General features: G+C 39.8%; 20 protein-coding genes and 1 pseudogene. 12 read left to right on the forward strand and 9 right to left on the reverse strand.

Annotation, left to right across the window (positions count from 1 at the left end):
- The first annotated feature begins 121 nt into the window (after positions 1 to 121).
- A complete protein-coding gene (locus IRQ78_RS00755; RefSeq protein ID WP_194441082.1) occupies positions 122 to 970 on the forward strand; it encodes a DUF6279 family lipoprotein in 849 nt (282 codons plus the stop codon).
- Positions 971 to 1,169: 199 nt separating this feature from the next.
- Positions 1,170 to 2,213, forward strand: coding sequence for a GGDEF domain-containing protein (locus IRQ78_RS00760; RefSeq protein ID WP_054552135.1), 1,044 nt, complete (start codon positions 1,170 to 1,172; stop codon positions 2,211 to 2,213).
- Between the two features lie 11 nt (positions 2,214 to 2,224).
- On the opposite strand, the gene IRQ78_RS00765 is transcribed toward IRQ78_RS00760, so the two are convergent.
- Positions 2,225 to 3,169 (reverse strand): LysR family transcriptional regulator, encoded by a 945-nt coding sequence (locus tag IRQ78_RS00765; protein ID WP_054552136.1) that lies wholly within the window; start codon positions 3,167 to 3,169, stop codon positions 2,225 to 2,227.
- A 118-nt stretch (positions 3,170 to 3,287) separates the two neighbouring features.
- On the opposite strand from IRQ78_RS00765, the gene IRQ78_RS00770 reads away from it, so the two are divergent.
- The 9 genes from IRQ78_RS00770 (at position 3,288) to ppiC (ending at position 15,254) form a co-directional block, all read left to right on the forward strand.
- The gene (locus tag IRQ78_RS00770) at positions 3,288 to 4,454 is read left to right on the forward strand and encodes an efflux RND transporter periplasmic adaptor subunit (protein ID WP_054552137.1); all 1,167 of its coding nucleotides are present in this window, start codon (positions 3,288 to 3,290) and stop codon (positions 4,452 to 4,454) included.
- A gap of 6 nt (positions 4,455 to 4,460) precedes the next feature.
- Complete coding sequence (locus IRQ78_RS00775; protein WP_194441083.1) at positions 4,461 to 7,607, forward strand: efflux RND transporter permease subunit; 3,147 nt, start codon at positions 4,461 to 4,463, stop codon at positions 7,605 to 7,607.
- Entirely contained in the window at positions 7,600 to 9,006 is a 1,407-nt protein-coding gene (locus tag IRQ78_RS00780; RefSeq protein ID WP_194441084.1) for a TolC family protein, read from the forward strand. Before IRQ78_RS00775 ends, IRQ78_RS00780 begins: the two co-directional genes overlap by 8 nt.
- A 13-nt stretch (positions 9,007 to 9,019) precedes the next feature.
- Positions 9,020 to 10,042 (forward strand): zinc-binding dehydrogenase, encoded by a 1,023-nt coding sequence (locus IRQ78_RS00785; RefSeq protein ID WP_194441085.1) that lies wholly within the window; start codon positions 9,020 to 9,022, stop codon positions 10,040 to 10,042.
- Positions 10,043 to 10,068: 26 nt separating this feature from the next.
- The gene (locus tag IRQ78_RS00790) at positions 10,069 to 10,443 is read left to right on the forward strand and encodes a thiol-disulfide oxidoreductase DCC family protein (RefSeq protein ID WP_228482498.1); all 375 of its coding nucleotides are present in this window, start codon (positions 10,069 to 10,071) and stop codon (positions 10,441 to 10,443) included.
- 136 nt (positions 10,444 to 10,579) lie between these two features.
- The gene (locus IRQ78_RS00795; RefSeq protein WP_194441087.1) at positions 10,580 to 11,131 is read left to right on the forward strand and encodes a lysoplasmalogenase; all 552 of its coding nucleotides are present in this window, start codon (positions 10,580 to 10,582) and stop codon (positions 11,129 to 11,131) included.
- 338 nt (positions 11,132 to 11,469) lie between these two features.
- The gene (locus tag IRQ78_RS00800) at positions 11,470 to 14,520 is read left to right on the forward strand and encodes a S8 family serine peptidase (RefSeq protein ID WP_194441088.1); all 3,051 of its coding nucleotides are present in this window, start codon (positions 11,470 to 11,472) and stop codon (positions 14,518 to 14,520) included.
- 47 nt (positions 14,521 to 14,567) lie between these two features.
- Complete coding sequence (locus tag IRQ78_RS00805) at positions 14,568 to 14,906, forward strand: hypothetical protein (protein ID WP_194441089.1); 339 nt, start codon at positions 14,568 to 14,570, stop codon at positions 14,904 to 14,906.
- 69 nt (positions 14,907 to 14,975) lie between these two features.
- Positions 14,976 to 15,254 (forward strand): peptidylprolyl isomerase PpiC, encoded by a 279-nt coding sequence (ppiC, locus tag IRQ78_RS00810; RefSeq protein ID WP_054552145.1) that lies wholly within the window; start codon positions 14,976 to 14,978, stop codon positions 15,252 to 15,254.
- 157 nt (positions 15,255 to 15,411) lie between these two features.
- Here ppiC and IRQ78_RS00815 read toward each other — a convergent pair whose 3' ends face one another.
- The 7 genes from IRQ78_RS00815 to IRQ78_RS00845 all read right to left on the reverse strand — a co-directional run bounded on the left by IRQ78_RS00815 (position 15,412) and on the right by IRQ78_RS00845 (position 20,041).
- Positions 15,412 to 15,969 carry a GNAT family N-acetyltransferase gene (locus tag IRQ78_RS00815; RefSeq protein ID WP_194441090.1) on the reverse strand — a complete coding sequence of 186 codons (558 nt, stop codon included), beginning with the start codon at positions 15,967 to 15,969 and terminating at the stop codon, positions 15,412 to 15,414.
- A gap of 116 nt (positions 15,970 to 16,085) precedes the next feature.
- On the reverse strand, positions 16,086 to 16,667 hold the full coding sequence (locus tag IRQ78_RS00820) for a hypothetical protein (protein WP_194441091.1): 582 nt from the start codon (positions 16,665 to 16,667) through the stop codon (positions 16,086 to 16,088).
- A gap of 150 nt (positions 16,668 to 16,817) precedes the next feature.
- The gene (locus tag IRQ78_RS00825; RefSeq protein ID WP_194441092.1) at positions 16,818 to 17,420 is read right to left on the reverse strand and encodes a hypothetical protein; all 603 of its coding nucleotides are present in this window, start codon (positions 17,418 to 17,420) and stop codon (positions 16,818 to 16,820) included.
- Positions 17,421 to 17,546: 126 nt separating this feature from the next.
- Entirely contained in the window at positions 17,547 to 18,152 is a 606-nt protein-coding gene (locus IRQ78_RS00830) for a DUF998 domain-containing protein (protein ID WP_194441093.1), read from the reverse strand.
- A 133-nt stretch (positions 18,153 to 18,285) separates the two neighbouring features.
- Positions 18,286 to 18,774 carry a hypothetical protein gene (locus IRQ78_RS00835; RefSeq protein ID WP_194441094.1) on the reverse strand — a complete coding sequence of 163 codons (489 nt, stop codon included), beginning with the start codon at positions 18,772 to 18,774 and terminating at the stop codon, positions 18,286 to 18,288.
- A 98-nt stretch (positions 18,775 to 18,872) separates the two neighbouring features.
- Positions 18,873 to 19,301, reverse strand: a complete 429-nt coding sequence (locus IRQ78_RS00840) for a hypothetical protein (RefSeq protein ID WP_188728718.1) — start codon at positions 19,299 to 19,301, stop codon at positions 18,873 to 18,875.
- Between the two features lie 518 nt (positions 19,302 to 19,819).
- Complete coding sequence (locus IRQ78_RS00845) at positions 19,820 to 20,041, reverse strand: hypothetical protein (protein ID WP_194441095.1); 222 nt, start codon at positions 20,039 to 20,041, stop codon at positions 19,820 to 19,822.
- Between the two features lie 246 nt (positions 20,042 to 20,287).
- Here IRQ78_RS00845 and IRQ78_RS00850 point away from each other — a divergent pair.
- A pseudogene (locus IRQ78_RS00850) lies at positions 20,288 to 20,930 on the forward strand (tyrosine-type recombinase/integrase).
- A gap of 245 nt (positions 20,931 to 21,175) precedes the next feature.
- On the opposite strand, the gene IRQ78_RS00855 reads toward IRQ78_RS00850, so the two are convergent.
- Positions 21,176 to 22,582: a YfcC family protein gene (locus tag IRQ78_RS00855; protein ID WP_175080086.1), complete on the reverse strand. Its 1,407-nt coding sequence runs from the start codon at positions 22,580 to 22,582 to the stop codon at positions 21,176 to 21,178.
- Between the last annotated feature and the right edge of the window lie 132 nt (positions 22,583 to 22,714).

Below are 22,714 nucleotides of genomic sequence, written 5' to 3' on the forward strand. Positions count from 1 at the left end.
ACTTAGGTTTAACCGTTCGTCAATACTCAAATGATAATTAATTTCATTTAATTTGGTTGCTGAATTTTTGTTCTTAGTGGTAAGTTTACTTTGTTTTGAAATAGGATTTGAAAAAACTACAATGAAAAAGCTATCAAAGTATCTAATAGTATTTAGTTTATTGTTTACAGCAGCAGGGTGTTCTCCGAGCTTTACTTACAATAATTTAGGTTGGTTATCAGGGTTTTGGATTGATGATTATGTTGACCTTAACAGTGACCAGGCTGATAAATTTGAGCATATTGTCAAAACCAGCCGAGATTGGCATCGAGAAACACAACTCCCCTTATATAAACGCGACCTTGAAAATTTAAAGACCATGTTAGATAAGCAAGTTGACCATAACGAGCTTAAAGCACACTTTGTACAAGCGAAGCAGCACTGGCAAACATTGATTAATAAAATTGAGCCTGAACTTATCGCTTTAGCGAATTCACTTTCTTATAAGCAGCGCGTAGAGTTTGTTGCTGCACTGCAAGAAAACATTAATGATGAGTACAAAGAACACGAAGAAAGATCGCCTGAGCAACATAAAAAAGAACGTTTAGAAGAAAACCTTGAAAACTATAAAGAGTGGTTCGGTAGCAAACTCACTGCGCAGCAAAAAACACTCATAGAGAGTTCATCAAATTCTCGAGTCAGTACATTTTTAATGTGGATGCAGTACAAACAAAGGCGTTTAGATGCATTAAAAACGTTATTTATGCAAAAGCAAAAACCAACAGACTTTGATAGCCAGTTGGCAGTCATCATTAATAATCGCTTAGCTTTTATGAGCGACAAGTTAATTGCAGCCGATGATAAAAATCTCGATAACTACGTTAATTTGTTAGTGGAACTAAAACCTACATTAACCGATAAACAGCGTCGTAACGTTCGCGATGAGTTTGATGAGTTAATCGAAGAGGTAAGTGACTTGATTGATGATTAATGGGCTAGGTGTGTTTGCACGTAATATGAAATTGATGGCAGCTAGCAGCTTATGTTTTTAAAATAAAAGTTAGAAAGTATCAGTTTTTCAAGATTTTATGTTAATAAACGTAGTTTAATGAGGGTTCGCTTAATAATTTGTTCCTAATTTTTTAATTTGGAGTTAAAATCTAGTCACTAGAATAATAACGAGAAACTGAATGGATATTGGTGCGCTAAGAGGCACTCAAGCTTTACGTAATAACGTTCTTAAATGGATGGGCTTTTGTCTAGGTGTTTTAGCGGGCGTGTTCGCGGTTTTTAATCTATTTATAAATGACTTTGTTGTTCTAGGTGCGTTAGAAGTCGTTTTTGCTTCGTTTTGTTTTTATATCTTTTTCTATACCCGAAAACGTAATGCTCAGCTCTGGCAATCACTTACTCTGTGTTTGTTTTTAAGTTTACTCATTACATTAGGTACTTACTTAAGCAGTATTAAGAGTTTACTTTTTATCTGGACATGTTCATTGCCTGTATTGTTCTATCTATTACTTGGTAAGCAATATGGGCAAGTGTTGTCTTTGATGGTTGCACTATTACAAGCACTGATTTTATTTAGTAAATCAAGTCTTGAACCTCTCAATAGTGTTAATTTTTTACTCAATTTTTCATTTACATATATCTGTATTTGGGCAGTATCTCACACCTTTGAAAATAGTCGTGCTGAATATGGACAGCGACTTGAAAACTTAGCCTTGCTCGACCCTTTGACTGGCGCGGGGAACCGCTTGGCAATGACCCATTATTTTGAAGTTGAATTAAAAAACAAAAATGGCTTGTTTATCTTAATGCTCGACCTTGATTATTTTAAGAATATTAATGATCAGTATGGCCATGATGTTGGCGATCGCATTTTGATTGAAGTAACCAGTTTCTTTAGGCAACGCATTAGTAAAGGCTATGTATTTCGTATTGGCGGTGAGGAGTTTGCTATCTTCTTACCCAGTAGTGACCCAAGAAGTGCTTATGAATTCGCAGATATGCTGCGCGAGCACTTATCAACCACTATCCACAATATTGATGAGCAAGTAATTAATCTGACCATTAGTATTGGTGTTGCTTGCTACATGCCAAATCAAACCCTGAAAAACTTTATTAAACGTGCTGACGATGCGCTATACCAAGCAAAGCAGCAAGGACGAAATAAAGTTGTAACAGCTTATGAGTTGAGCCAAGAGTCAATTGAGCATAATAAAGCGAGTTAGCGTTTATAAATTTAGCTTTTGTACATGGTGTCGAAATCAGGGATGTTTGCCTCCCAAATAGGAATATCTTTGCCTATGTATTCACGCATAGCATCAAAGAATAAACGCGTTCTTACTGGTAAGTCTCTGTGTGGGTAAACAGCATACACCGCGCTGTAATCGAGTAATTCCATATCGGTTAAAATGGGTACGAGATCGCCTCGCTTAACTTCATCGTCAAGAATAAATGCCGGCGCCAAAACATACGCATTGCCTGAAATAGCTTTCATTAAAAGTACTTCTGCATCGTTCGCACGAAAGACGCTTTTAATATTTTGCTCAATAATATCGCCATCGGCATTACGATAACGAATTCCGCTGATGCGTTTACTTGGGCTTGAATAGCTAGCAGCGGGTAGCTCTTTTAAATCTTCAACCTGTTTTGGCATACCGTAAGTTTCAATAAATTCCGGTGAAGCCAACAGCAACATACGGTTGCGGGCAATTTTACGGGCAATAAATGACGAGTCTTTTGGTTCGCCAACACGAAAAGCTAAATCATAGCCTTCTGATACTAAATCAATCAGCCTGTCGTCTAAACGAAGTTCCACCTCAACTTGCGGAAAGCGTTTTTGAAAGTCGTTAATGACTGGTTGAATATAGCGTTTACCAATAATACTTGATGAGGTAATTTTTAACGTACCACGGGGTTCTTGGTGGTAATTTTCAGCAAGTCTGACGGTATCTGATAACAAATCTCTCAGTTCAGCTGCTTTTTTTACCATTTCAGCACCAGCGGCAGTCAACGAAAAAGAACGTGTAGTACGATTTAGTAAACGAACACCTAATTCATCTTCGAGGCGGCTAATTTGTTTTGAAATAACTGAGCGATCTATATTTCTAGATTCGGCGGCTTTGGCAAATGAGCCTCGTTCAATTACTTCAAGCAACATTAATAAGCGGCTGGTGGTATCCATAGCAGTTCCTTAAATTCTATTGGTGCAATTCTGGCATTAATGAATTTAAAAATCTATCATTTTTATCCACTAATTAGTTGCGTAACATTGTCTCCTATCTAAATACAGGAGAGTCGTTATGAACAAATCTATTCTTGCAGTGGCAGTGACCATTGCGAGCTTAACGTTGGCAGGATGTGGTAGCGAAGCTAGCCAATCAGCGCAACAGCAACAATTACAACCTATCGATGTAGCGCAAGTACTTGTAAAGCCAGTACAAAATTGGCACACCTACACAACGCGTTTAGAGGCACCGCAAGAGGTTGCACTTATGCCGCGTGTTTCAGGTGTGATCGATAAAATTAACTTTAAAGAAGGTGACAGTGTTAAAGAAGGTGATTTGCTTTTCACCCTTGATGCACGCCCTTTTGCAGCAGTAGTAGATAGCTTAAAAGCGCAGATAGAGAGCGCCAAGGCCGCATTAGAGCAGGCTAAAAGTGAAGCAAAACGTGCAGAGCGCTTAACTGAGCGTAAAGCAATTTCAACGGAGCAAGCGGAGTCTCGTAAATCAACGCTAAGACAACGCGAAGCGCAATTGCTAGCGCTACAGGCTGAACTTACGGCCGCAGAGCTTGATTTAGAATTTACTCAAGTGCGTTCACCCATTGATGGCGTTGTATCGCGTGCGAATATTACCAAAGGTAATAACGTGCTTGCTGGTCAAAGCGTGTTAACAAGCATTGTTTCAAACCAGCAAATGTATGCTTATTTTGATATTGATGAGCGTACATGGAATCAATCTTTTACTGATGTGACAGCGCAAAGTGAACAAGCGGTTGTGATGCAAAAAGTGGGTCAAACCAGCTTTAACTACAATGGCAAAATCAACTTCATTGATAACCAAATTAATGAAACTACCGGCACTCTTCGTGTGCGTGCGGTGTTCGAAAACGATGAACAACAATTACGTGCGGGCTCATTTGCACGTATTAAGCTTGCTGCCAATAAAGTAAGTGAAAAAGTCATTGTGCCTGAGCGTGCAATTGGGACTGATTTAAAGAATCGCTTTGTACTCACTGTGGGTGAAGGCAATGTTCTTGAATACAAATTAGTAACGGTGGGTGAGCGTTACGGCAGTTTACGTGCGATTACATCAGGACTAAACGAAAACGATGTGATTGCTGTGAATGGCCCGGCGCGTGTTGGCCCTGGTATGCCAATTTCACCAAACACAGTCACAATCAATAGTGACGGAATTGCATTTACTCTTTCAAATAATCACTCAGATTTGGTTGCTAAACAGTAGGTCAAAATGAAATTTTCACACTTTTTTATCCAGCGACCCATCTTCGCAGCGATGCTGTCGCTTATATTTCTCATTGCAGGGGCAATTTCGCTATTTCAATTGCCAGTGAGTGAGTACCCTGAGGTTGTACCGCCAACGGTTGTAGTTACAGCAAATTACCCGGGTGCTAACCCAACGGTGATTGCCGAAACAGTGGCAACGCCACTTGAGCAAGAAATCAATGGTACAGAAAACATGTTGTATATGTTTTCACAAGCAACCAGTGATGGCCGCATGACTTTAACAGTTACTTTTGCATTAGGTACTGATTTAGACCGTGCACAAGTTCAAGTGCAAAATCGTGTTAACAGTGCGCTTCCACGCTTACCGCAAGAAGTTCAGCGTTTAGGTGTTGTAGCCGAAAAATCATCACCTGATTTAACCATGGTGGTGCATTTGTATTCGCCTGAAAAAACGCATGATACGACTTACTTAGCGAACTATGCTGATTTGTATATCAAAGACCAAATTGCGCGCTTAGGCGGTGTGGGTGATGTGCAAATGTTTGGTGGTGGTCAATATTCAATGCGTGTTTGGCTTAACCCTGATGCACTCTCTGCTCGCGATTTAACAGCAATGGACGTAGTAAATGCATTACGCGCTCAGAACCAACAGGTTGCTGCGGGTAGTTTAGGTGCGCAACCTACCTCGAAAAGTAATCAATTTCAAATTCTGATGAATGTAAAAGGACGCTTAAGCTCACAAGAAGAATTTGAAAATGTGATCATCAAAGTAGGTGAGCAAGGTCAGCTTACACGCCTAAGTGATGTAGCACGCCTTGAATTAGGCCAAAACACCTATGCATTAAGAGCGATGTTAGATGGTCAACCTGCGCTTGCAATGCCGATTTTCCAGCGCCCAGGTTCAAATGCGATTGAGCTTTCTGATCAAGTGCGTGAAACCATGAAAGTATTATCAAAAGACTTTCCGGCTGGTGTTGAATACGACATTGTTTATGACCCAACTGTATTCGTACGCGGTTCAATTGATGCTGTTATTAAAACGCTACTAGAAGCAATTGCATTAGTTGTAATCGTTGTTGTGGTGTTCTTACAAACTTGGCGTGCATCAGTAATCCCACTGATTGCAGTACCAGTGTCTTTAATTGGTACGTTTGCGGTTATGCAATGGTTGGGTGTATCGATTAATACCTTATCGCTATTCGGTTTGGTACTTGCCATTGGTATTGTTGTTGATGATGCCATCGTTGTGGTTGAAAACGTTGAGCGTAATATCGAGCAGGGTTTATCACCACTTGAAGCAACCCGTGTTGCAATGACAGAAGTAACAGGGCCAATTATCGCCATTGCACTTGTATTGTGTGCGGTATTTATTCCTACGGCATTTATTACGGGTTTATCTGGTCAATTTTATAAACAATTTGCTTTAACCATTACTATTTCGACGGTTATCTCAGCGTTTAACTCGTTAACACTATCGCCTGCGTTATCGGCGTTACTATTAAAAGGTCATGATGCAAAACCAGATCGTTTAACTAAGCTATTAAACCGTGTATTTGGTAACTGGTTATTTAAACCTTTTAACCGCTTATTTGATAAAGGCGCCAATGGCTACGAAAAGCTGGTACAAAAGCTAATTCGTATGAGTGTGATTGTATTAGTTGCTTATGTTGCACTTGTTGGTGGCACAGTAAAATTGTTTGACGCAGTACCAGGTGGTTTTATCCCACAGCAAGATAAGCAATATTTAGTGGCTGTTGCACAGTTGCCTGATGCGGCAAGCTTAGACAGAACTCAAGAAGTCGTGCAAGAAATGGAAAAAATTGCATTACAAGTACCGGGTGTTGCTAACACAGTATCGTTTCCTGGTTTATCGGTGAATGGTTTCACAAATAGCCCTAATAGCGGCATTGTATTTACACCGCTTGCCCCTTTTGGAGAGCGTCAAGATCCGAGTATGTCGGCAATGGCGATTGCGGCTCAGTTAAATCAAAAGTTTGCCAGTATTGATGAAGCATTTGTTGCGGTATTCCCGCCACCGCCAATTCAAGGTTTAGGTACAACGGGTGGCTTTAAACTGCAAATTGAAGACCGTGCAAACAAAGGCTTTGAAGCACTCTTTAACAGCTTACAAGCAACCATTGCGAAAGCGCAGCAAGACCCAGCGTTAATGGGGCTTTATTCAAGCTTTAGAATTCAAGTACCGCAAATGGATATCGACATTGACCGTGAGCAAGCGCTTATCCAAGGTATTCCACTTGATGAAGTATTCAATGCCCTACAAGTGTACTTAGGTTCCGTGTACGTGAATGACTTTAACTTGTTTGGTCGTACTTATCAGGTTAATGCGCAAGCTGATGCTGATTACCGCCAAGATCCTGAGCAAATCTTGAATCTTAAAGTACGTAACCGCATGGGTGAAATGGTGCCATTAGGCTCTGTATTAACTGTCACACCAACAACAGGCCCTGATCGTGTAATGCACTACAATGGTTACCCTACAGCTGAATTAAATGGTAGCCCAGCACCAGGTTATAGCTCTGATCAAGCGCAACATGCGATTGAAGCAATCCTTGCCGATACATTACCAAATGGTATTGAGTTTGAGTGGACAGAAGTAACTTATCAGCAAATATTAGCGGGTAATACCATGGTGTATGTTTTCCCACTTGTTGTATTGCTTGTTTTTATGGTACTTGCAGCGCAATACGAGAGCTTAAGATTACCACTGGCTATTATTCTGATTGTACCTATGACGATTTTCTCGGCACTGTTAGGTGTGTGGTTTGTCGGTGATGACAACAACATCTTTACGCAAATTGCATTAATCGTACTGGTTGCACTGGCAAGTAAAAATGCCATCTTGATGGTAGAGTTTGCACGAGATCAGCATAAAACGGGGTTGTCTCACCTTGAAGCCATTATTAAAGCGTGTCGCTTACGACTTCGCCCAATTTTAATGACATCAATTGCCTTTACGGCAGGCGTTGTACCTCTTGTTTTAGCCACAGGTGCAGGTGCAGAGATGCGTCATGCCATGGGTAACGCAGTGTTCTCAGGCATGATTGGTGTAACTGTGTTTGGCTTATTGTTTACCCCGGTGTTTTATATGTTAGTCACTAAAAAATCGCAGAAGGAGCAACACGATGCATAAGCCTCTTCATGGAATCTTTAAACACGGCAAACTAGTCAGTGCGATACTGTTAGCTGGAGCACTGGCTGGCTGCGCACAAAGCGTAGATATGCAAGAGCAGCAAGTGAGCTTGACACAATTTGTAAGCGATACACAAATTGGTGAACAAAACGAAGGTGCGAGCGAAAATAACTGGTGGCGTCGTTTAGATTCAGCGCAGTTAAACAATTTAGTGACTGATGCATTAGCAATGAATCACGACCTAAAAACCAGTCAACTTCAGCTTGATGCAGCCATTGCCCGTTTAGGTGCAGCCCGCGCGGATTATTATCCGCAGGGCAGCCTAAGTGTGGGCGCAGAACGCAGCAGCTTAGATGGGGCAATTACGCGCCAATCAAACGCTGGTGTTAATGTTAATTGGCAACTTGATTTGTTTGGTCGTATTACCGCACTGGTTGATGCAGCTAATGCGGGTGCATTAAACCAAGCGGAGCAGCTAAGAGCATTACAGGTTGAAGTGGTTTCTGCCGTGGTGCAAGGCTATGTCAGCTATCAAGGTAATGTACAAAAGCAAGCGATTATTGAAATGCAAATCGAGGCGCTCGAGCAAAGTATTGATGTGCTCAAAGCACGAGTAGAAGAGGGGGTTGCGAATGAACTTGATCTTAACCGTACTCTAGCGCAGTTAAAGCAGCAACAAGCGCTTATTCCTGAGCTTAGTTACTTGCAGTATCGCGACCTCGCAACCCTTGCGGTGCTAACAGGGCGACTTGCCAGTGACATAACTTTGATAGAAGAGCCAGAGTTACTCAGTCACGAATTTAGTGTGTCGTTTAATAAAGCCAGTGAAGCAATGGCACTGAGACCAGATATCACCAGTGCTTTATATCAGTTTAGTCAGGCTTATTCGCTAAGTGTTGCCGCCTCAAAAGCACTACTGCCAGATATTAGTTTGGCCGGGTTTGCAGGTGTGGTGAGCTTAACCAGCAATGGCTTAGAAGATACCGTGCAACAATGGCAAGTCACACCAAAAGTTGAATGGTCATTACTCAGCTATCCTGCATTATTAGCGCAGCGTGATGCACAGCAATTTTTAAGTGAAGCCGCTTACAGTGACTATCAAAGTAAAGTACTAAAAGCCATTAGCGATAGTGAACTTACTTTACAAAGGCTAGTCAAACAGCAGCAACAGTTAAGTTATGCTGATCAGCGTTTTAATTATGCCAATAAAGCATTTGGTCAAGCTCAAGCAATGTATCAAGAAGGACAAATTCCTTACTTAGAGTTGTTAGATGCGAGACAGGATGTTTTAATAGCGCAAGAGAACGCTGTTGATTCAACAATTGCTTCATTACAGGCCAAAGTAAGTGCTTATCAAGCATTTAATGGTCGTTGGAGCTTTGAACTAAACAACCTTTAACCCAGAGTATTCAATGTCACATATTCAACAAACTACAGAACTTCCGTCAACAATGCGCGCGCTTGCACTGATTGAGCCGAATGACGCCATCGCGTTATCTGAGCTTTCTGTGCCAGTACCGAGCCCTGAAGGCAATGAGCTTTTGGTTAAAGTTGAATATGTGGGCTTAAATCATGGTGATGCCAACTTTGCAAAACAAGGTTTTTGTAAATGGCATTACCCTCATGTACTAGGTCATGATGCTGTTGGCGTGGTTGTTCTGGCAAATAAAGGTGTATTCCCAGGAGTGGGTGCACGTGTTGTATGGCACGCCAGTCTTGGTGACCAAGGTGTGCTATCTGAATACACAACGGTGCCAAACTATGCGGTTTCGGTTGTGCCAGATAACGTATCACCGGCAGATGCTGCAACCTTACCTTGTTCAGGTATGACGGCATTAATTGCTCTTGATAAGTTGCAGCTAAGCGAAGGGGATTCACTGTTTATTGATGCAGGTGCAGGCGGCGTTGGTCAATTTGCTATTCAATTTGCTAAGCAACGTGGTGCCACCGTGTTTACCACTGCCAGCAAACACAATCATAAGTTACTTAAGCAATTAGGTGCTGATGTGGTGTTTGATTACAAAGACCCTAAACTTGAAGATAAAATTCGCCGTGAATTAGGCCCGCAAGGCTTTGACGCGGTGCTTGATTGTATTGGTGGCGATACCACCATTCGTAACGTTGAGCTAATGCGCTTTTGTGGCCGTATTGCCTGTTTAAATGAATTACCTAAGTTTGAACAAGAACTTATGTTTAGGCGCGCACCAAATATTGGCATTGTATCCTTAGGCGGAGCGTGGCTTGCAAATAGCTTATGTGCGCAGCAAAAGCTGAGCTTTATGGGTAACTTATTACTCGATAATGCAGCCCGTGGCGAGATCAAATTGCCGCAAATTCATGCTGTTGATTTTACCGCCGAGGCTGTTTCAGCTGCTTTAAATAAACAACTTGCTGGTGGCTTTACCGGTAAACAAGTCGTACAAGTAAGCGGTTAATTTTGCAAACTCACTGCCCAGTCATCTTGTTTGATGGTCAGTGCAACCTGTGCGATTTTTGTGTGCGGTTCATACTTCGCTTTGATAAGCAAATAACCTTTAAGTTATGCCCCATGCAAAGCGATAAAGGTGAGCGTTTACTAAAGGCGCATCAAGTTGACGATCCACTCTCTTCAATGTTAGTGATTAATAGTAACCAGCTATATAAACAAAGTGACGCTGTGTTATTTATCGCAACACAATTAGGTTTTCCATTCTCTGTGGCTAAGGTGTTCAAGCTGCTGCCAAAAGGCTTTCGCGATCGTATGTATGATTGGCTTGGCCACCATCGTTATCGTTTTTTTGGCAAACGGACACAGTGCAAGTTACTGACCGAAGAACAAAAGCAGCATTTTTTATAAACATTTAGAGTAAAGCTTGTTATTCTCGTTATTGGGAACAAATAACAATAATAAGAATATGAACATTCTCTTTCTAATCTTTAGTTCGGTCTACATTGCTTTACTGCTCTTTATACCATCATTAACTCAGCCTATTATGGCGCTATTTAAAACACTACCAATCGGCCTGTTGATTGTGATGGTGTTAAAAGCACGTAGGCAGTTACAAAATCGCACTTTTATTACTTTATTATTCGCTCTTAGTTTTTCAGCACTAGGTGATGTGTTGTTAGCCATTGATACAGGGAAACTGTTTATAGGTGGTTTAGCGGCGTTTTTTGTAAGTCATGCTTTTTATATCATTACCATGTTGCCAATTAAAAACTGGCGACTAGACGTTGTGCTTCTTTATCTCTTTTTGGCCATCATCGTTTTTTGCTTATTCTATCCAAACTTAAATGACCTGCTCATTCCGGTACTTTTCTACATGCTGGTGCTTACTATAATGGCAAGCCTTACTTGGATGACAGATAAATCGAACGGTTTTTTAGTGTTAGGTGGGGCCGTGTTTGTTATATCAGACTCTATTCTTGGCCTTAATCGTTTTTATTTAGAAATAGCACATGCAGATATCGCAATAATGATAACGTATTACATTGCGCAATTTTTCTTAATTAATGGTTTTATAAATCATCATTCAAATAAATAACGGCAGGATTTAACTAGCTATATAGCAAGGTGCTTGATGACAAAATGAGCAAAATCCATCTTTTTGTATTATTGCTATTAGAGGTTTTTAGTAAGCTTCGCTTGTTAAATTGTTGTGTTTAAATGAAAAAAGTTGTTTGTGATTGTTGCATTGTGGTTCTTTTGTATTAAACTTTCCCACCTAGAGCGCACTGACAAGATGTTAGCGTGCTTATGTTTTGGATATATAGCCCATTGTTATATTTCCTAGCATTTCTAGTTAATAAACCATGGAAAGGCTTATATCTCCAAAGTGTTCTTTTATTCGTAATAACGATTAAATTATTTAAGGATTAAATAATGAAACACCCTCGCAATATTGCGCTTACCTTAATTGCTACTTCATTGTTAGCAGCATGTGGTAGCGATAATGACAGTAATGATAAAAAACAAAATATTGCACCTGTTATAAGCGCAGAGAGTCAAGTTAGCTTCGATGAACTTACAACTTTAACTCTTGAACCTGAAGTAACGGACTCCGATGGCACTATCAGTAGTTATCAATGGGCACAACTCTCAGGCCCAGAAATAGATTTATCTAATACGACTGACGCTACTTTTTCAATTACCGCCCCCGAGGTTGATGAAGATACGACTGTTGAAATTGAATTAACAGCAGCAGATAACCAAGGTGCTTTGGCTAAACACACAACAACATTGACTATTAAAAATGTATTAATTGCTCCTGTAATTGATGCTAAAGATCCCCAAGAAATTAATGAAAATACATCGGCGACCTTAAACCTTGAGGCATCTGATCCAAATGGTGAAGTTATCTCTTATACATGGTCGCAAGTAAGTGGCGTTGAGGTAGAAATAGCTGATAATTCAAACACTAACCTTGAGTTCACAGCCCCAGATGTAGACTTTGATGAAGAGCTTCAATTTGAGCTTCTTGTTACTGATAACGATGGTCAAACATTTACTCAGACGCTTGATGTAATTGTTGTCAATGTACCTACAGACGCGCTTGGTTCACCTAAAGGCTTAGAAACCATTGAGGTTAACGGAAGAAGCGTTGAAGCAGCTCAAAATGAACTGTTAGTGCATTTAAAAGAAGATATTACCCTTGAAGAGCAGCAGGCAGTACTCGATAAAATTGATTCATTGGGTGGTTCACTAAACAGCTACGACAAAAAATTAAAATTAATGCAAGTAAGGGTTAGAGATACAGCTGAAGAGTCTGTGTTGATTAATGATCTAGCAAACCTTGAAGGGGTACGTCACTCTGGATTAAATGAAATTGTAGCGCCAGATAGCCTACGAGAAAATCCGATCAAATTTAAAAAGCCAAAATCGAATAAATCGATGCAGCTGGCAATGGCTAAGAAGGTTGCAAGTGTTGAAGATGAATCGACTTACACAGGTGATTATTGGCACAGTATCATTTCTGCAGATAAAGCATGGCAAGCTATTGAAGAAGACAGTTTAGAATCAGTAAAAGTGGGAATTGTAGATACAGGTATCTCAGATTCACAAACTAGTTTAGATGAGTCACGACTATCTCGATTACAGATATTAGCAGACGGAGGTTATGTAACCACAGATACTGACGATACTGATTCAGAGCATGGCTTGTGGGTTACTAGCTTTGTTGCAGCGTACAATATGGCAGAAGGTAAAAGTTATTCGGGGGTTAACCCGTATGCAAATGTTATTCATGCCGATGTGTATTTTAGACGTTGTGATGGAATTTTAAGTGCGGCTGATTGCCCATTTGGCATTGGCGAGAAAACATTTGTAACTGACTTAATTGCTGGTGCTAAAGCAACAATAGATAATGGCGCAAGTATTGTTAACTTATCTTGGGGTGATACAAGTAAGTGCTCAGATCCAACTGAAGTAAGGTTACAAAGCCGTCGTAGCTGGCGATTAAATCAAACCAACCTTGTTGAATATGCAAAATCAAAAGATGCGTTACTTGTGTATTCTGCAGGTAACAACTGCGAAAAAGCTGATCACCAGCTATTACTATCTGAAGATGATATTGGCGCTGATGCGTGGAAAACAAACGCGCTAATTGTTGCTGCGACTGATAGTAGCAATATGGATGCTACTTTTTCACGTATGGGAGAAGTGGTAAATATAGCTGCGCCCGGTGTCGATTTAGGTTGGGGTAATGGCGAAGTTGGAAGCGGGACATCATATGCTGCGCCTTTAGTCACAGGTTCTGCTGGTTTGATCAAAGGTATCAACTCATCGTTAAAAGCCGCTGAAGTTCGTGATATTTTACTTTCAACTGCAAGTAATACAGTTGTTTTATCTGATGAGTCTAAAGATGTAGGCACTACATCACCTACAAAATTACTAAACCTTAATTCGGCAGTTAAAACAGCACAATTAACAGTGGACTCTGATCTTGAGGTTATGGCAGCTACTTCATTGAGCAAAGGCACTGAAATTAATAAAACCATCGAGTTTTCTTTACCAGAAACAACAGTAAATGCATTAGATATTATGTTTTTAATTGATGTTAGCGGTAGCTATGACGATGACATTAGTAATTTAAAGACACAAGCTGATGCAATCCTTGATAACTTAACTGGTCGGGGTATTAACGTAGCCTTTGGTGTATCGGCATTTTCTGATTTTCCAATTGATGGGTATGGTAGTGCAGGAAGTGGTGATGAAGCGTTTTATTTACTTCAAGAAGTTACCACTAATGTTGATGATGTGAAGTCAGGTATTACTAGTTTAGAGACCTTTTATGGCGGTGATTATCAAGAGTCACAACTTGAAGGCCTTTATCAAGTAGCAACAGGTGCAGGACGCGATATCAACGACGACGGTCAATACACAGACGCGGGTGAAGTATCGCCTTATAGTATAGGTTGGCGTGAAGGGGCATTAAAGGTTGTGCTACTTGCGACCGATGCCGCTTTCCATGATTCTGATCTCGAAACTGACTATCCAGGTGCAGGTTTCACACAAGTTATTAGTGAGCTGCAAGATAACGGCATCACAGTGTTTGGACTTCAAAGTGGTAGTAATAGTGATACAACGGAAGATATCAACCGTGTTGTAAGCGCAACGGGCGGTGTATCATTTATGCTATCAACAGACAGTAATGAAATCGCAGATAGAATCTCTGAAGCATTAGATGAAGCGCTGAAAGAGATTGATATTTCGATTGAACATATCTCTGGAGAAGAGTGGGTAGCTAATATCACACCAGAAGTCATCCAGGCGGCTAAACCAGGTGACACAGTAACTTTTGATGTAACATTGCAAGGCGTTAAAAGTGCATCAATAGAACCACTAAACTATGAAGTTATTTTATGGGTTAGAGGTGATGAAAGTGCTGTTCTAAGAAGGGTTGTTCTACCAATTACAGTTCCTGTAGCAGAGTAAAATAATAGCGGGTATTTTTAATAAATACCCGCTTTTTAGGGGCAATAATGTTTAAGCGTATTTTTATTTTCAACATCCTTTTGTTTACGAGCTTTATAAGTGCTTGTAAGCAAAATCAAAATGAGTGCGTTTACGAAGGTTTAAAGTATGAATGTGGTGTACTGGTTTTGTCTGTAGCAAAAGAATATGTTGAGTCTACTGAGTTAGCTGATTTTTCAAAAGTGAATAGTGGCTATTTAAGAGCTGTAGACCCAGAGCTCGGGCGTGTAATCATTGAGTTCGATAAAAAGATAGAGCCAAGCTTATTAAAGTCCCACATTCAAACACTTAACAGTCTCAAAGGAGTGAAAAGAGTTCATTACTTACCTGTAAGCCAGCCTGATTAACTAGATAACATATCAGTGATTATGCGTTTTTATGTTATTATACGCGCGTTTTAATTTACGAGATTTTCCATGGCAAATACAGCGCACGCACTGCACATCCTTGTTAAGCATAAAGAACAAGCTGAAGACATCATCAAGCAACTTAAAAAAGGTGCGAAGTTTCAGACGTTAGCTAAAAAATATTCAACCTGTCCGTCGGGTAAAAAAGGCGGCGATTTGGGTGAATTCAGACGCGGTCAAATGGTGCCACAGTTTGACAAAGTAGCTTTCAGCGGCGAAATCTTAGAGCCACATTTAGTGAAAACGCGCTTTGGTTGGCATGTAATTAAAGTGCTATACAGAACGTAAAGCCAAAACCTGCCTAAATAGTGTAAGACATGTTGTTAGTCTTATACTTTTCATCTCAGTGAGTTAAAGCGCTAGGTTTAACTCACTTTGCCCAAAATCAGACCTTTATAGTTTGTAATTCAAAGGGCTATTTTAAGTCTTTAGTTTAATTAACTTGTTATATTTCTTTAAATTCAGGTTTTATTAAACCAAAACACTTTAAATCATGGAATTCGTTTTTCCAGAAACCACTTGAACGCCTAATTCCTTCCTCTTTGAAACCTAGCTTTTTTAACACTGATTCAGAAGCAGTATTGCCAATCATAATGTCACCTTGGATCCGGTAGAGTTCACCTAAAGGTTGGTCATTAGAGAATGCAAATTGGAGAATCGTGTTAACAGCTTCGCAAGCATAGCCAAGCCCCCAATACTTTGAGGATAACTCATAGCCAATACCTGCATTTTTCATCTTCAAGTTTATTGAGTTAAATCCACACGTACCAATTAGTTTTCCCGAACTCTTAACTCGAATAGCCCAACGAACACCTACTTTGTCAGCAAAGCGTTGATTAAAAAAATCAATTAACTCCAATGATTGTTTTTCTGAGTTAAAAACATCGATATCGTAATATCTAACAACGTTTTCATCAGTGAAAATATCAAGTAAAGCCTGTCCGTCACTTTTTGATAACTTATTAAGAATTAAACGAGATGTTTCTAGCTCTGGAAATTGCACTTAGTCTTCCTTGAAATAAAACGCCGTTTTAAGCGGCAAAAATAGTTGGCTATAATTTGTGACGAATGAGCACAAGCCAGTTTTTTTAATCAGCCCTTGATTGCTTCGTTATGCTACTAAAACGCTTTAAACTGTATATCACTAAAAAACTCTTCTGCATTTTGAGCTAATTCTGGAAATTCTTTACCCTTATAGTGACGCAGAGAGTATTCCGTATGCACACCAATAGATTTTTTAAATGGGTGTATGCAATTATATCCAAGATACTCTATCTGCATTACGGTTGTTTTATTGCCACCGACTTTAGCACTGTTATCTTGAGAAATAGTTTTGTGCTTGACGCACGTTGCACCATTAAGTTGTACCAACTCTTCTGAGTTTTCCACAAGATCAAACCTGCCAATATCCGGTGAGTTTGCTCGATGTTTGACTACATGCGACAGAAATTCTTCATCGGAGGCAAACTCGGGAATTTGATAGAGTGACAAATTTATAATGCCACTACTGTCATCATTCAGCTTAGTTCCGAGAGCAAGCTGATACCCCGTAGACGTAATGACAGACCAACTACCATTTTTAGGTGATAACGAAGAAACACCATAAATATTAACAGGAGTACCTGAATTAAGCTGTGGGGAAGTTGATGCGCACGACGTCACAAACAACAACGATATTAAAATAGTGGTAAATTTATACATTTAACTCTCCTTGTAGCACAACCTGTTTATAGCGAGCGAATCAGGCGTTTTTCTAGCATAGCGTCGGCGGAAAAACCAGAGCGAAGCGGTGGTTTTGATGTCCCAGCCCCCGCGTTTCTGGGGGCGACTTGATGCGTTTGTTAGCACTACTTAGTTGAAATGATGCTCAAACTTTATATCTGTGGCCATCAATACAACCCGATCCAAAGCAACACATAGCTCATGGCCAAGTTGAACAGTGACTAACGTGACCTGATTAAGGTAGCGATTTTCATCTACCGCTTTGAGGTAGGACAATGCGCCAGCAATATTAACCCAAATGACCATTGCTTCTCCTCTTGCTGAAAGACCTAGCTTAAGCTCATCAACATTACGTTTATTGATAGAGTATGACTCGTCGCGACAAATGAGGATTACTAATTCAGCCAGAGGGCCTTTTAATATCGGATCTACTTCTGACAATTTAGGTATCAGAATTCTCAAGTTAGTTGATATATAGCTTTCTCTGTTGTTAATTTCTGATTGTAACCTTGAAGCCTGACTCTCTTTCCATTGCATCTCGACTTGAAATGCTAAATACAGCAATGAGGTAAAGGCTAGTATTGGCCCAAGTACTCCTCCAAAAAAACTTCCAAGTTCCGCCCACTTGGAATGCTCATTCCACAACCCAAAGCCAAATTTACTCACATATACAGCGATTACTAAGGATAGGCCTAGGATCGCAATAACAAGAATTACTTTTATATTCTTCAAACGACATTCTCTGTGATGCTAACGCCTCGCTTAACCGGCGAAAAATAGCAGGCTAAAATTAGCGACGAAGGAGCGCAAGCCTGCTGTTTTGCGTCCTTTGTGGTTAAAGCGTTTGTTAGTTTACAATTACACCAGCACTATTGAAAAGGTACTTAGCCACATTAGCTGGATACCATAAGAAATACGTTGATGTATGCTTGGGTTGCTTTGTGTTTTGACGGCTTTAGCCATAGTAAAGAGATAATAAATAGCAGCGACAACAGATATAACTGAAAATACACGAAAATATAGAGGGATAATATCAGTTGTTGGGCTTATAGCTATTAATATTGGTGCCGCAACGAGAGAAAGCAACATGATAAAACCAGCCCAAGAATGTACTTTACAATTAAAAGTAGGATTTTTAGTAAATGGATCGGCGTCCATTGGGAAGTAACCTGCGACCCATGTACCAACACCATGAGCTATAACTAACCAACCCGAAACATTCACTAAAGTTGAAACATTTGATAGTTGAGCCAGGTACCAGCCGAAAAAGCAAAATAGAAAACCAAGAGGATAATTATTAATTAAAGGAGATAGTTTTTCAGTTGGGCTACCAGTCGCACCTAACTCACTACAAAATTGCTTAGAATGGCTGTAACCATCATAAAACCTACTTGCTACATAAACACCAATGAAAATCCAGATTGTTGCAATTAATCCTGAATAAACCGCAATACTCTCAAACACCACCAAACTCCTTTTGTAAACTAACGCCTTAATAAACGGCGGAAGATAGCAGGCTAAACTAAGCGAAGAATGAGCGCAAGCCTGCTGTTTTACGTCCACTGTTTAATTAATTTGTTAGGTTTATTTTTGCATACTAATTTTTTATAACATACCAATTATCAAACAAGTGCTCTAAACATTGTACTTTTGGTAAACACACATCTTTGGGGTTAATATTCTTACCTAAAGCGTAAGCACCTTCACCAATTCCGTACTCACTTTTAAAGGAAAAAGCTTTTCTTAATATCCAAGCCTCACCCTCTTTTTGAAGCCAAAGTGAATTAAAGCCATTTTCTTTATATGGAACTACAATTCTGCTTAAATCTGGGTTGGAGACTTTTTTATATTTGGCACCTGCAGCAACCCAAGCTAGTGAAACTTCGGTTTCTGCAGAGGTTTGTACCCACTGTATTGAAACATAACCTTCTTGCTCGGTTGCCCTTATAGCTTTTACAAAACTTTTTGAATTCAAAAACACATAAACTACATGCTGCAATTTGCTTTCAGGCCAGTATGGGACTGTTTTCAGTATTACAAAGCAAATTATTAAAGAGAAACTTAAATATAAAATCGGCTTCTTCATAAACCTAACGCCCGCCTAACAGGCGTAAAAAGGCTTGGCTATAATTAGCGCAAGCCAAGCTTTTTACGTCCTTTGTTGAGGCGATTGTTATGTGACCATTACTCACATTTACTGCCTTTATCTTTAATAACATAAGCTGCAAATTTATCGTCTTCATTTCCACTAATGCGAACATGTTCAAAACGATTATTTAAAACATCAAACCAAAAGCACCTGATATGTTTGTTTGCATGATTCTGAGATATTTCCTGAATCTTTTTATTAATATCTGGATCATCTAACAAAAGTTCTGCAAACAAGAATGACGCTCGGGCTTTATAAGTATTTGGATTATCAGCGTTGAGTAAATCTAATACCACTGGCTTGTAGCGATGCTTGTTTTGAGTAAACAACTCTGTAGCACCATCATCCATGCCTGAACCAAGAGAATACATTTTGTAAAGTAAAAACACTTGCACTCTGTTGCTAAAAGTAACCAGCAAAACAAAAGTAACGACTAGAATTAAAAATGTTATAAATATTTTCACTGAACCTTCCTAGTCACATAACGCCCGCATAATGGGTGGATTAAGCTTGGCTAAAACTAGCGAGGAACGAGCGCCAGCCAAGCTTTAGACGTCCATTCATTAATGCGCTTGTTATGTAACACTACCACGAGACATGAGCGATTGCTTCTTTGTACGATGCCAATGCTTTGTACAATGCCAATTTTACTCGTAACTTTTTGAAGAACACTTGATAACAAAAAACTGGGAGTAGCCAAAATATTAATAAAGCTGACTGAATGAATAAGAGGACAAATACAAATTCGTTGAATATTCCATCAACTAAGAAAAAGAACAATACGACAACATTTAAGACAGCAAACAGCCAAATAGCTTTGCGAGCATCTTTAACTAATTTCCTTAATTCTGACGATTGACTATCAGTTTGCATTCTTTTCCCTAGTTACATAACGCCCGCATAATGGGCGGATAAGCTTGGCTACAATTAGCGAGGAACGAGCGTCAGCCAAGCTTTAGACGTCCATTCATTCATGCGCTTGTTATATGTACAGTAACTCTAAATCAGCATCATTGGGTTCAAATAACTCGAGCCAAATAGTAACGCCATTTACGTCGCTACACTCAATGTCAAAAGCCCCTTCATAAACATCAACGATTGTTCCTACATCGCCTACCTGAGGAGCTCGTGAGCCAAAGCTTTGCTCTGAATGTCTAAATTCTTTATTTAGAGACTTAATTTTTACAACGGAGAATTGTCTCATTCGGTTCTCAAGTACACATAACATGTTTATAGCGAGCTAATCGCGCGTTTTTCTACCACAGCGTAGCTCGTTTTTCTTATTAGATTATTTCTAACAAACTTGTTAACTAATTACCAGTGTCATTAAAATTTAGGAGTTCTCGCTTTTACCTCAGGATAAAAACGAGCGATTGGGTCGTTTTCTTGACTATACGAGCAACTGAGCTAAAACTGTATATATATACAGCTTCTTTTCAAAGGAATGAAAATGAAAACTCGCTCTCCTTATTTAAACTACATTGCAGACTATATGCTCACTCGTCAGTATTCATTAAGAACAAATAATGCTTATTTAGGTTGGATCGCAAAATTTATTCACTTTCACAACAAACGTCACCCAAGCTCAATGGGAGATGCAGAAGTCAAAGCGTTTTTAGACCATATTGTATTAAAACGTAATATGTCACCGAGAACACAAAGTGCAGCTTTAAATGCGCTCGCTTTTTTATATAAACATATTGTCAAAAATGAGCTTTCTTTAAACTTGAATTTTGCACGAAGTAATCGACAACCCAAGCTGCCTGTAGTGATGACGCCTGATGAAGTAAAGCAATTGATGAGTCATCTTTCCAAGCGATATTACTTAATCACGGGGTTAATGTATGGAAGTGGTTTGCGTGTGATGGAAGCGGTGCAATTGCGAGTAAAGGACATTGATTTTGATTACAAAGGTTATTACGCCTCATACCTTGCGCCATTCATTTGCAACGCACCTATTGCAAAGTAGCGCCGATATTCGCACCGTTCAAGCTCAATTGGGCCATTCTGATGTAAAAACCACACAGATTTACACCCATGTTTTACAACAAGGAGCAAACGGTGTTGTAAGCCCATTAAGCAAAATTTTCTAGCTATTATTAAAGATGCGTTAACTTATCATTCAATGTGTAGGGCTTGGACCGTTTCTTGATTGCTCAAAGCAGCAGTTAGAGCATTTAACCTAACTTACTTTGGGGCAGAAGCGAGTTACGCTTGAAGTTATGATTTTGTACAAAACTGACTTTCACTTAAAACTCATTTTGCCAAATATGTATTGCTAAAAAGAGCTCAAAACACAACAAAAAAGCGCCTTAGGCGCTTTTTAAAATCAACTAACTTAATTAAGTGTGGGCTGTACATCTAAGCCATAGCCAAACATTACAGCTAATACTAATACAACCGATGCTGCGACCATTAGTTTAATTAGTAGTGGTAAACAGAATCTAAACCAATGGCCGTAAGGCACACCAGCCATGCCTAAAATGCCCATAAGTACAGCATTGGTCGGAATGATCATATTTGAAAAGCCATCACCAAATTGATAAGCAAGTACGGCAACTTGTCTTGGTACACCAACTAAATCACCGAGTGGGGCCATCAGTGGCATGGTGACATAAGCTTGCCCTGAACCAGAAGGAATAAAGGTATTAAGCAGGGTTTGAATAACCAGCATGCCAATTGCTGATATTTCAGCAGATACATAAGAAAGCGGTAACGACATGCCATGTACAAGGCTATGCAGGATTTGGCCGTCTTCTAAAATAAGTGCGATACCACGTGCAACACCAATTAACACTGCGGTAGTAACAAGATCAGACACACCTTCTATAAATTTGTTTGCTGCTTCATCAGCAGATAGTTTGCCTAAAATTGCTACAACTACACCCCATGCAATAAAAACACCGCCTAGCTCGTATAAATACCAGCCCTTCGTTGCGATGCCCCACACTGCAATTGCTAGGGTAATAATAAAGCTGCCTAAAACTAGTTTATGGCGCAGGGCAAGTGCTGGGTAACTTGTTGCTGTTTGATTTTCGAGTGGGCAAGGCACGCCAATCATCATCGATTTAGACGGATCGTTCGCTACTTTTTTGGTGTATTGCCAAACATGATGAAAACCAATGAGCACAAATGGAATAAATATAGCTAAACGTAACCACAGACCAGAGTAAACAGGAATACCGGCAATTTGCTGTGCGATTAATACCGTAAATGGGTTAAATGCCGAAACACCATAACCAATACCATAACCTGCGACTATCATCCCTACGGCAGTCATTGCATCAAGGCGCATTGCTTTGCAAAGCGCGACGAGAATAATAACAAAAGGAATATATTCGCCGGCGGTACCAATACTGCTTGATGCTAAGGCAAAGCAAAACACCACCATAAAGATTAATCGTTGCGGTTTTTTACCGTGTCGCTCTAAAAGCCTACCAATGAGCGCATCAACAGTGCCTGTGGCACGTGCAACAGCTAATACACCGCCAACAATTAACACAAAGAAAATAACATCTTGAGCAGCAGCAAAAGCGCGAGGTATGGCTTGTAATAAATCCCATGGAGTTAAGTAATGGCGCTCAGCAACCGTTTGATAGGTGCCCGCAACAACCATTTCTCGGCCTGATTCACTTAATGTAGTAGTGAAAAAACCTTGTGGTACTAACCAGGTAGCAATAAGCGCAACAACCATCATGCCCAGCAGCAGTATCAGGGTATGTGGAACTTTAAAACGTAAACCCATTTATTCTCCGTAATTATGTTAGGTTAAATTCTTGAAATCATAACATGATAAAAGCGGATAGGTTGTCTCTAAAATGTCCACACTGTTAATGATTGTAATAATTCAGATACAAAAAAGGCCAGAAAACTGGCC

This window comes from Pseudoalteromonas simplex, assembly GCF_015278155.1.
Lineage (GTDB): Bacteria > Pseudomonadota > Gammaproteobacteria > Enterobacterales > Alteromonadaceae > Pseudoalteromonas > Pseudoalteromonas simplex.

Bases quoted from the DNA above. Each gene is read 5' to 3' on its own strand.
- IRQ78_RS00765 (WP_054552136.1), bottom strand. From the start codon at position 3,169: ATGGATACCACCAGCCGCTTATTAATGTTGCTTGAAGTAATTGAACGA.
- IRQ78_RS00780 (WP_194441084.1), top strand. From the start codon at position 7,600: ATGCATAAGCCTCTTCATGGAATCTTTAAACACGGCAAACTAGTCAGT.
- IRQ78_RS00820 (WP_194441091.1), bottom strand. From the start codon at position 16,667: ATGTATAAATTTACCACTATTTTAATATCGTTGTTGTTTGTGACGTCG.
- IRQ78_RS00755 (WP_194441082.1), top strand. From the start codon at position 122: ATGAAAAAGCTATCAAAGTATCTAATAGTATTTAGTTTATTGTTTACA.
- IRQ78_RS00855 (WP_175080086.1), bottom strand. From the start codon at position 22,582: ATGGGTTTACGTTTTAAAGTTCCACATACCCTGATACTGCTGCTGGGC.
- IRQ78_RS00760 (WP_054552135.1), top strand. From the start codon at position 1,170: ATGGATATTGGTGCGCTAAGAGGCACTCAAGCTTTACGTAATAACGTT.
- IRQ78_RS00845 (WP_194441095.1), bottom strand. From the start codon at position 20,041: ATGAGACAATTCTCCGTTGTAAAAATTAAGTCTCTAAATAAAGAATTT.
- ppiC (WP_054552145.1), top strand. From the start codon at position 14,976: ATGGCAAATACAGCGCACGCACTGCACATCCTTGTTAAGCATAAAGAA.
- IRQ78_RS00770 (WP_054552137.1), top strand. From the start codon at position 3,288: ATGAACAAATCTATTCTTGCAGTGGCAGTGACCATTGCGAGCTTAACG.
- IRQ78_RS00805 (WP_194441089.1), top strand. From the start codon at position 14,568: ATGTTTAAGCGTATTTTTATTTTCAACATCCTTTTGTTTACGAGCTTT.
- IRQ78_RS00800 (WP_194441088.1), top strand. From the start codon at position 11,470: ATGAAACACCCTCGCAATATTGCGCTTACCTTAATTGCTACTTCATTG.
- IRQ78_RS00795 (WP_194441087.1), top strand. From the start codon at position 10,580: ATGGCGCTATTTAAAACACTACCAATCGGCCTGTTGATTGTGATGGTG.
- IRQ78_RS00835 (WP_194441094.1), bottom strand. From the start codon at position 18,774: ATGAAGAAGCCGATTTTATATTTAAGTTTCTCTTTAATAATTTGCTTT.
- IRQ78_RS00785 (WP_194441085.1), top strand. From the start codon at position 9,020: ATGTCACATATTCAACAAACTACAGAACTTCCGTCAACAATGCGCGCG.
- IRQ78_RS00775 (WP_194441083.1), top strand. From the start codon at position 4,461: ATGAAATTTTCACACTTTTTTATCCAGCGACCCATCTTCGCAGCGATG.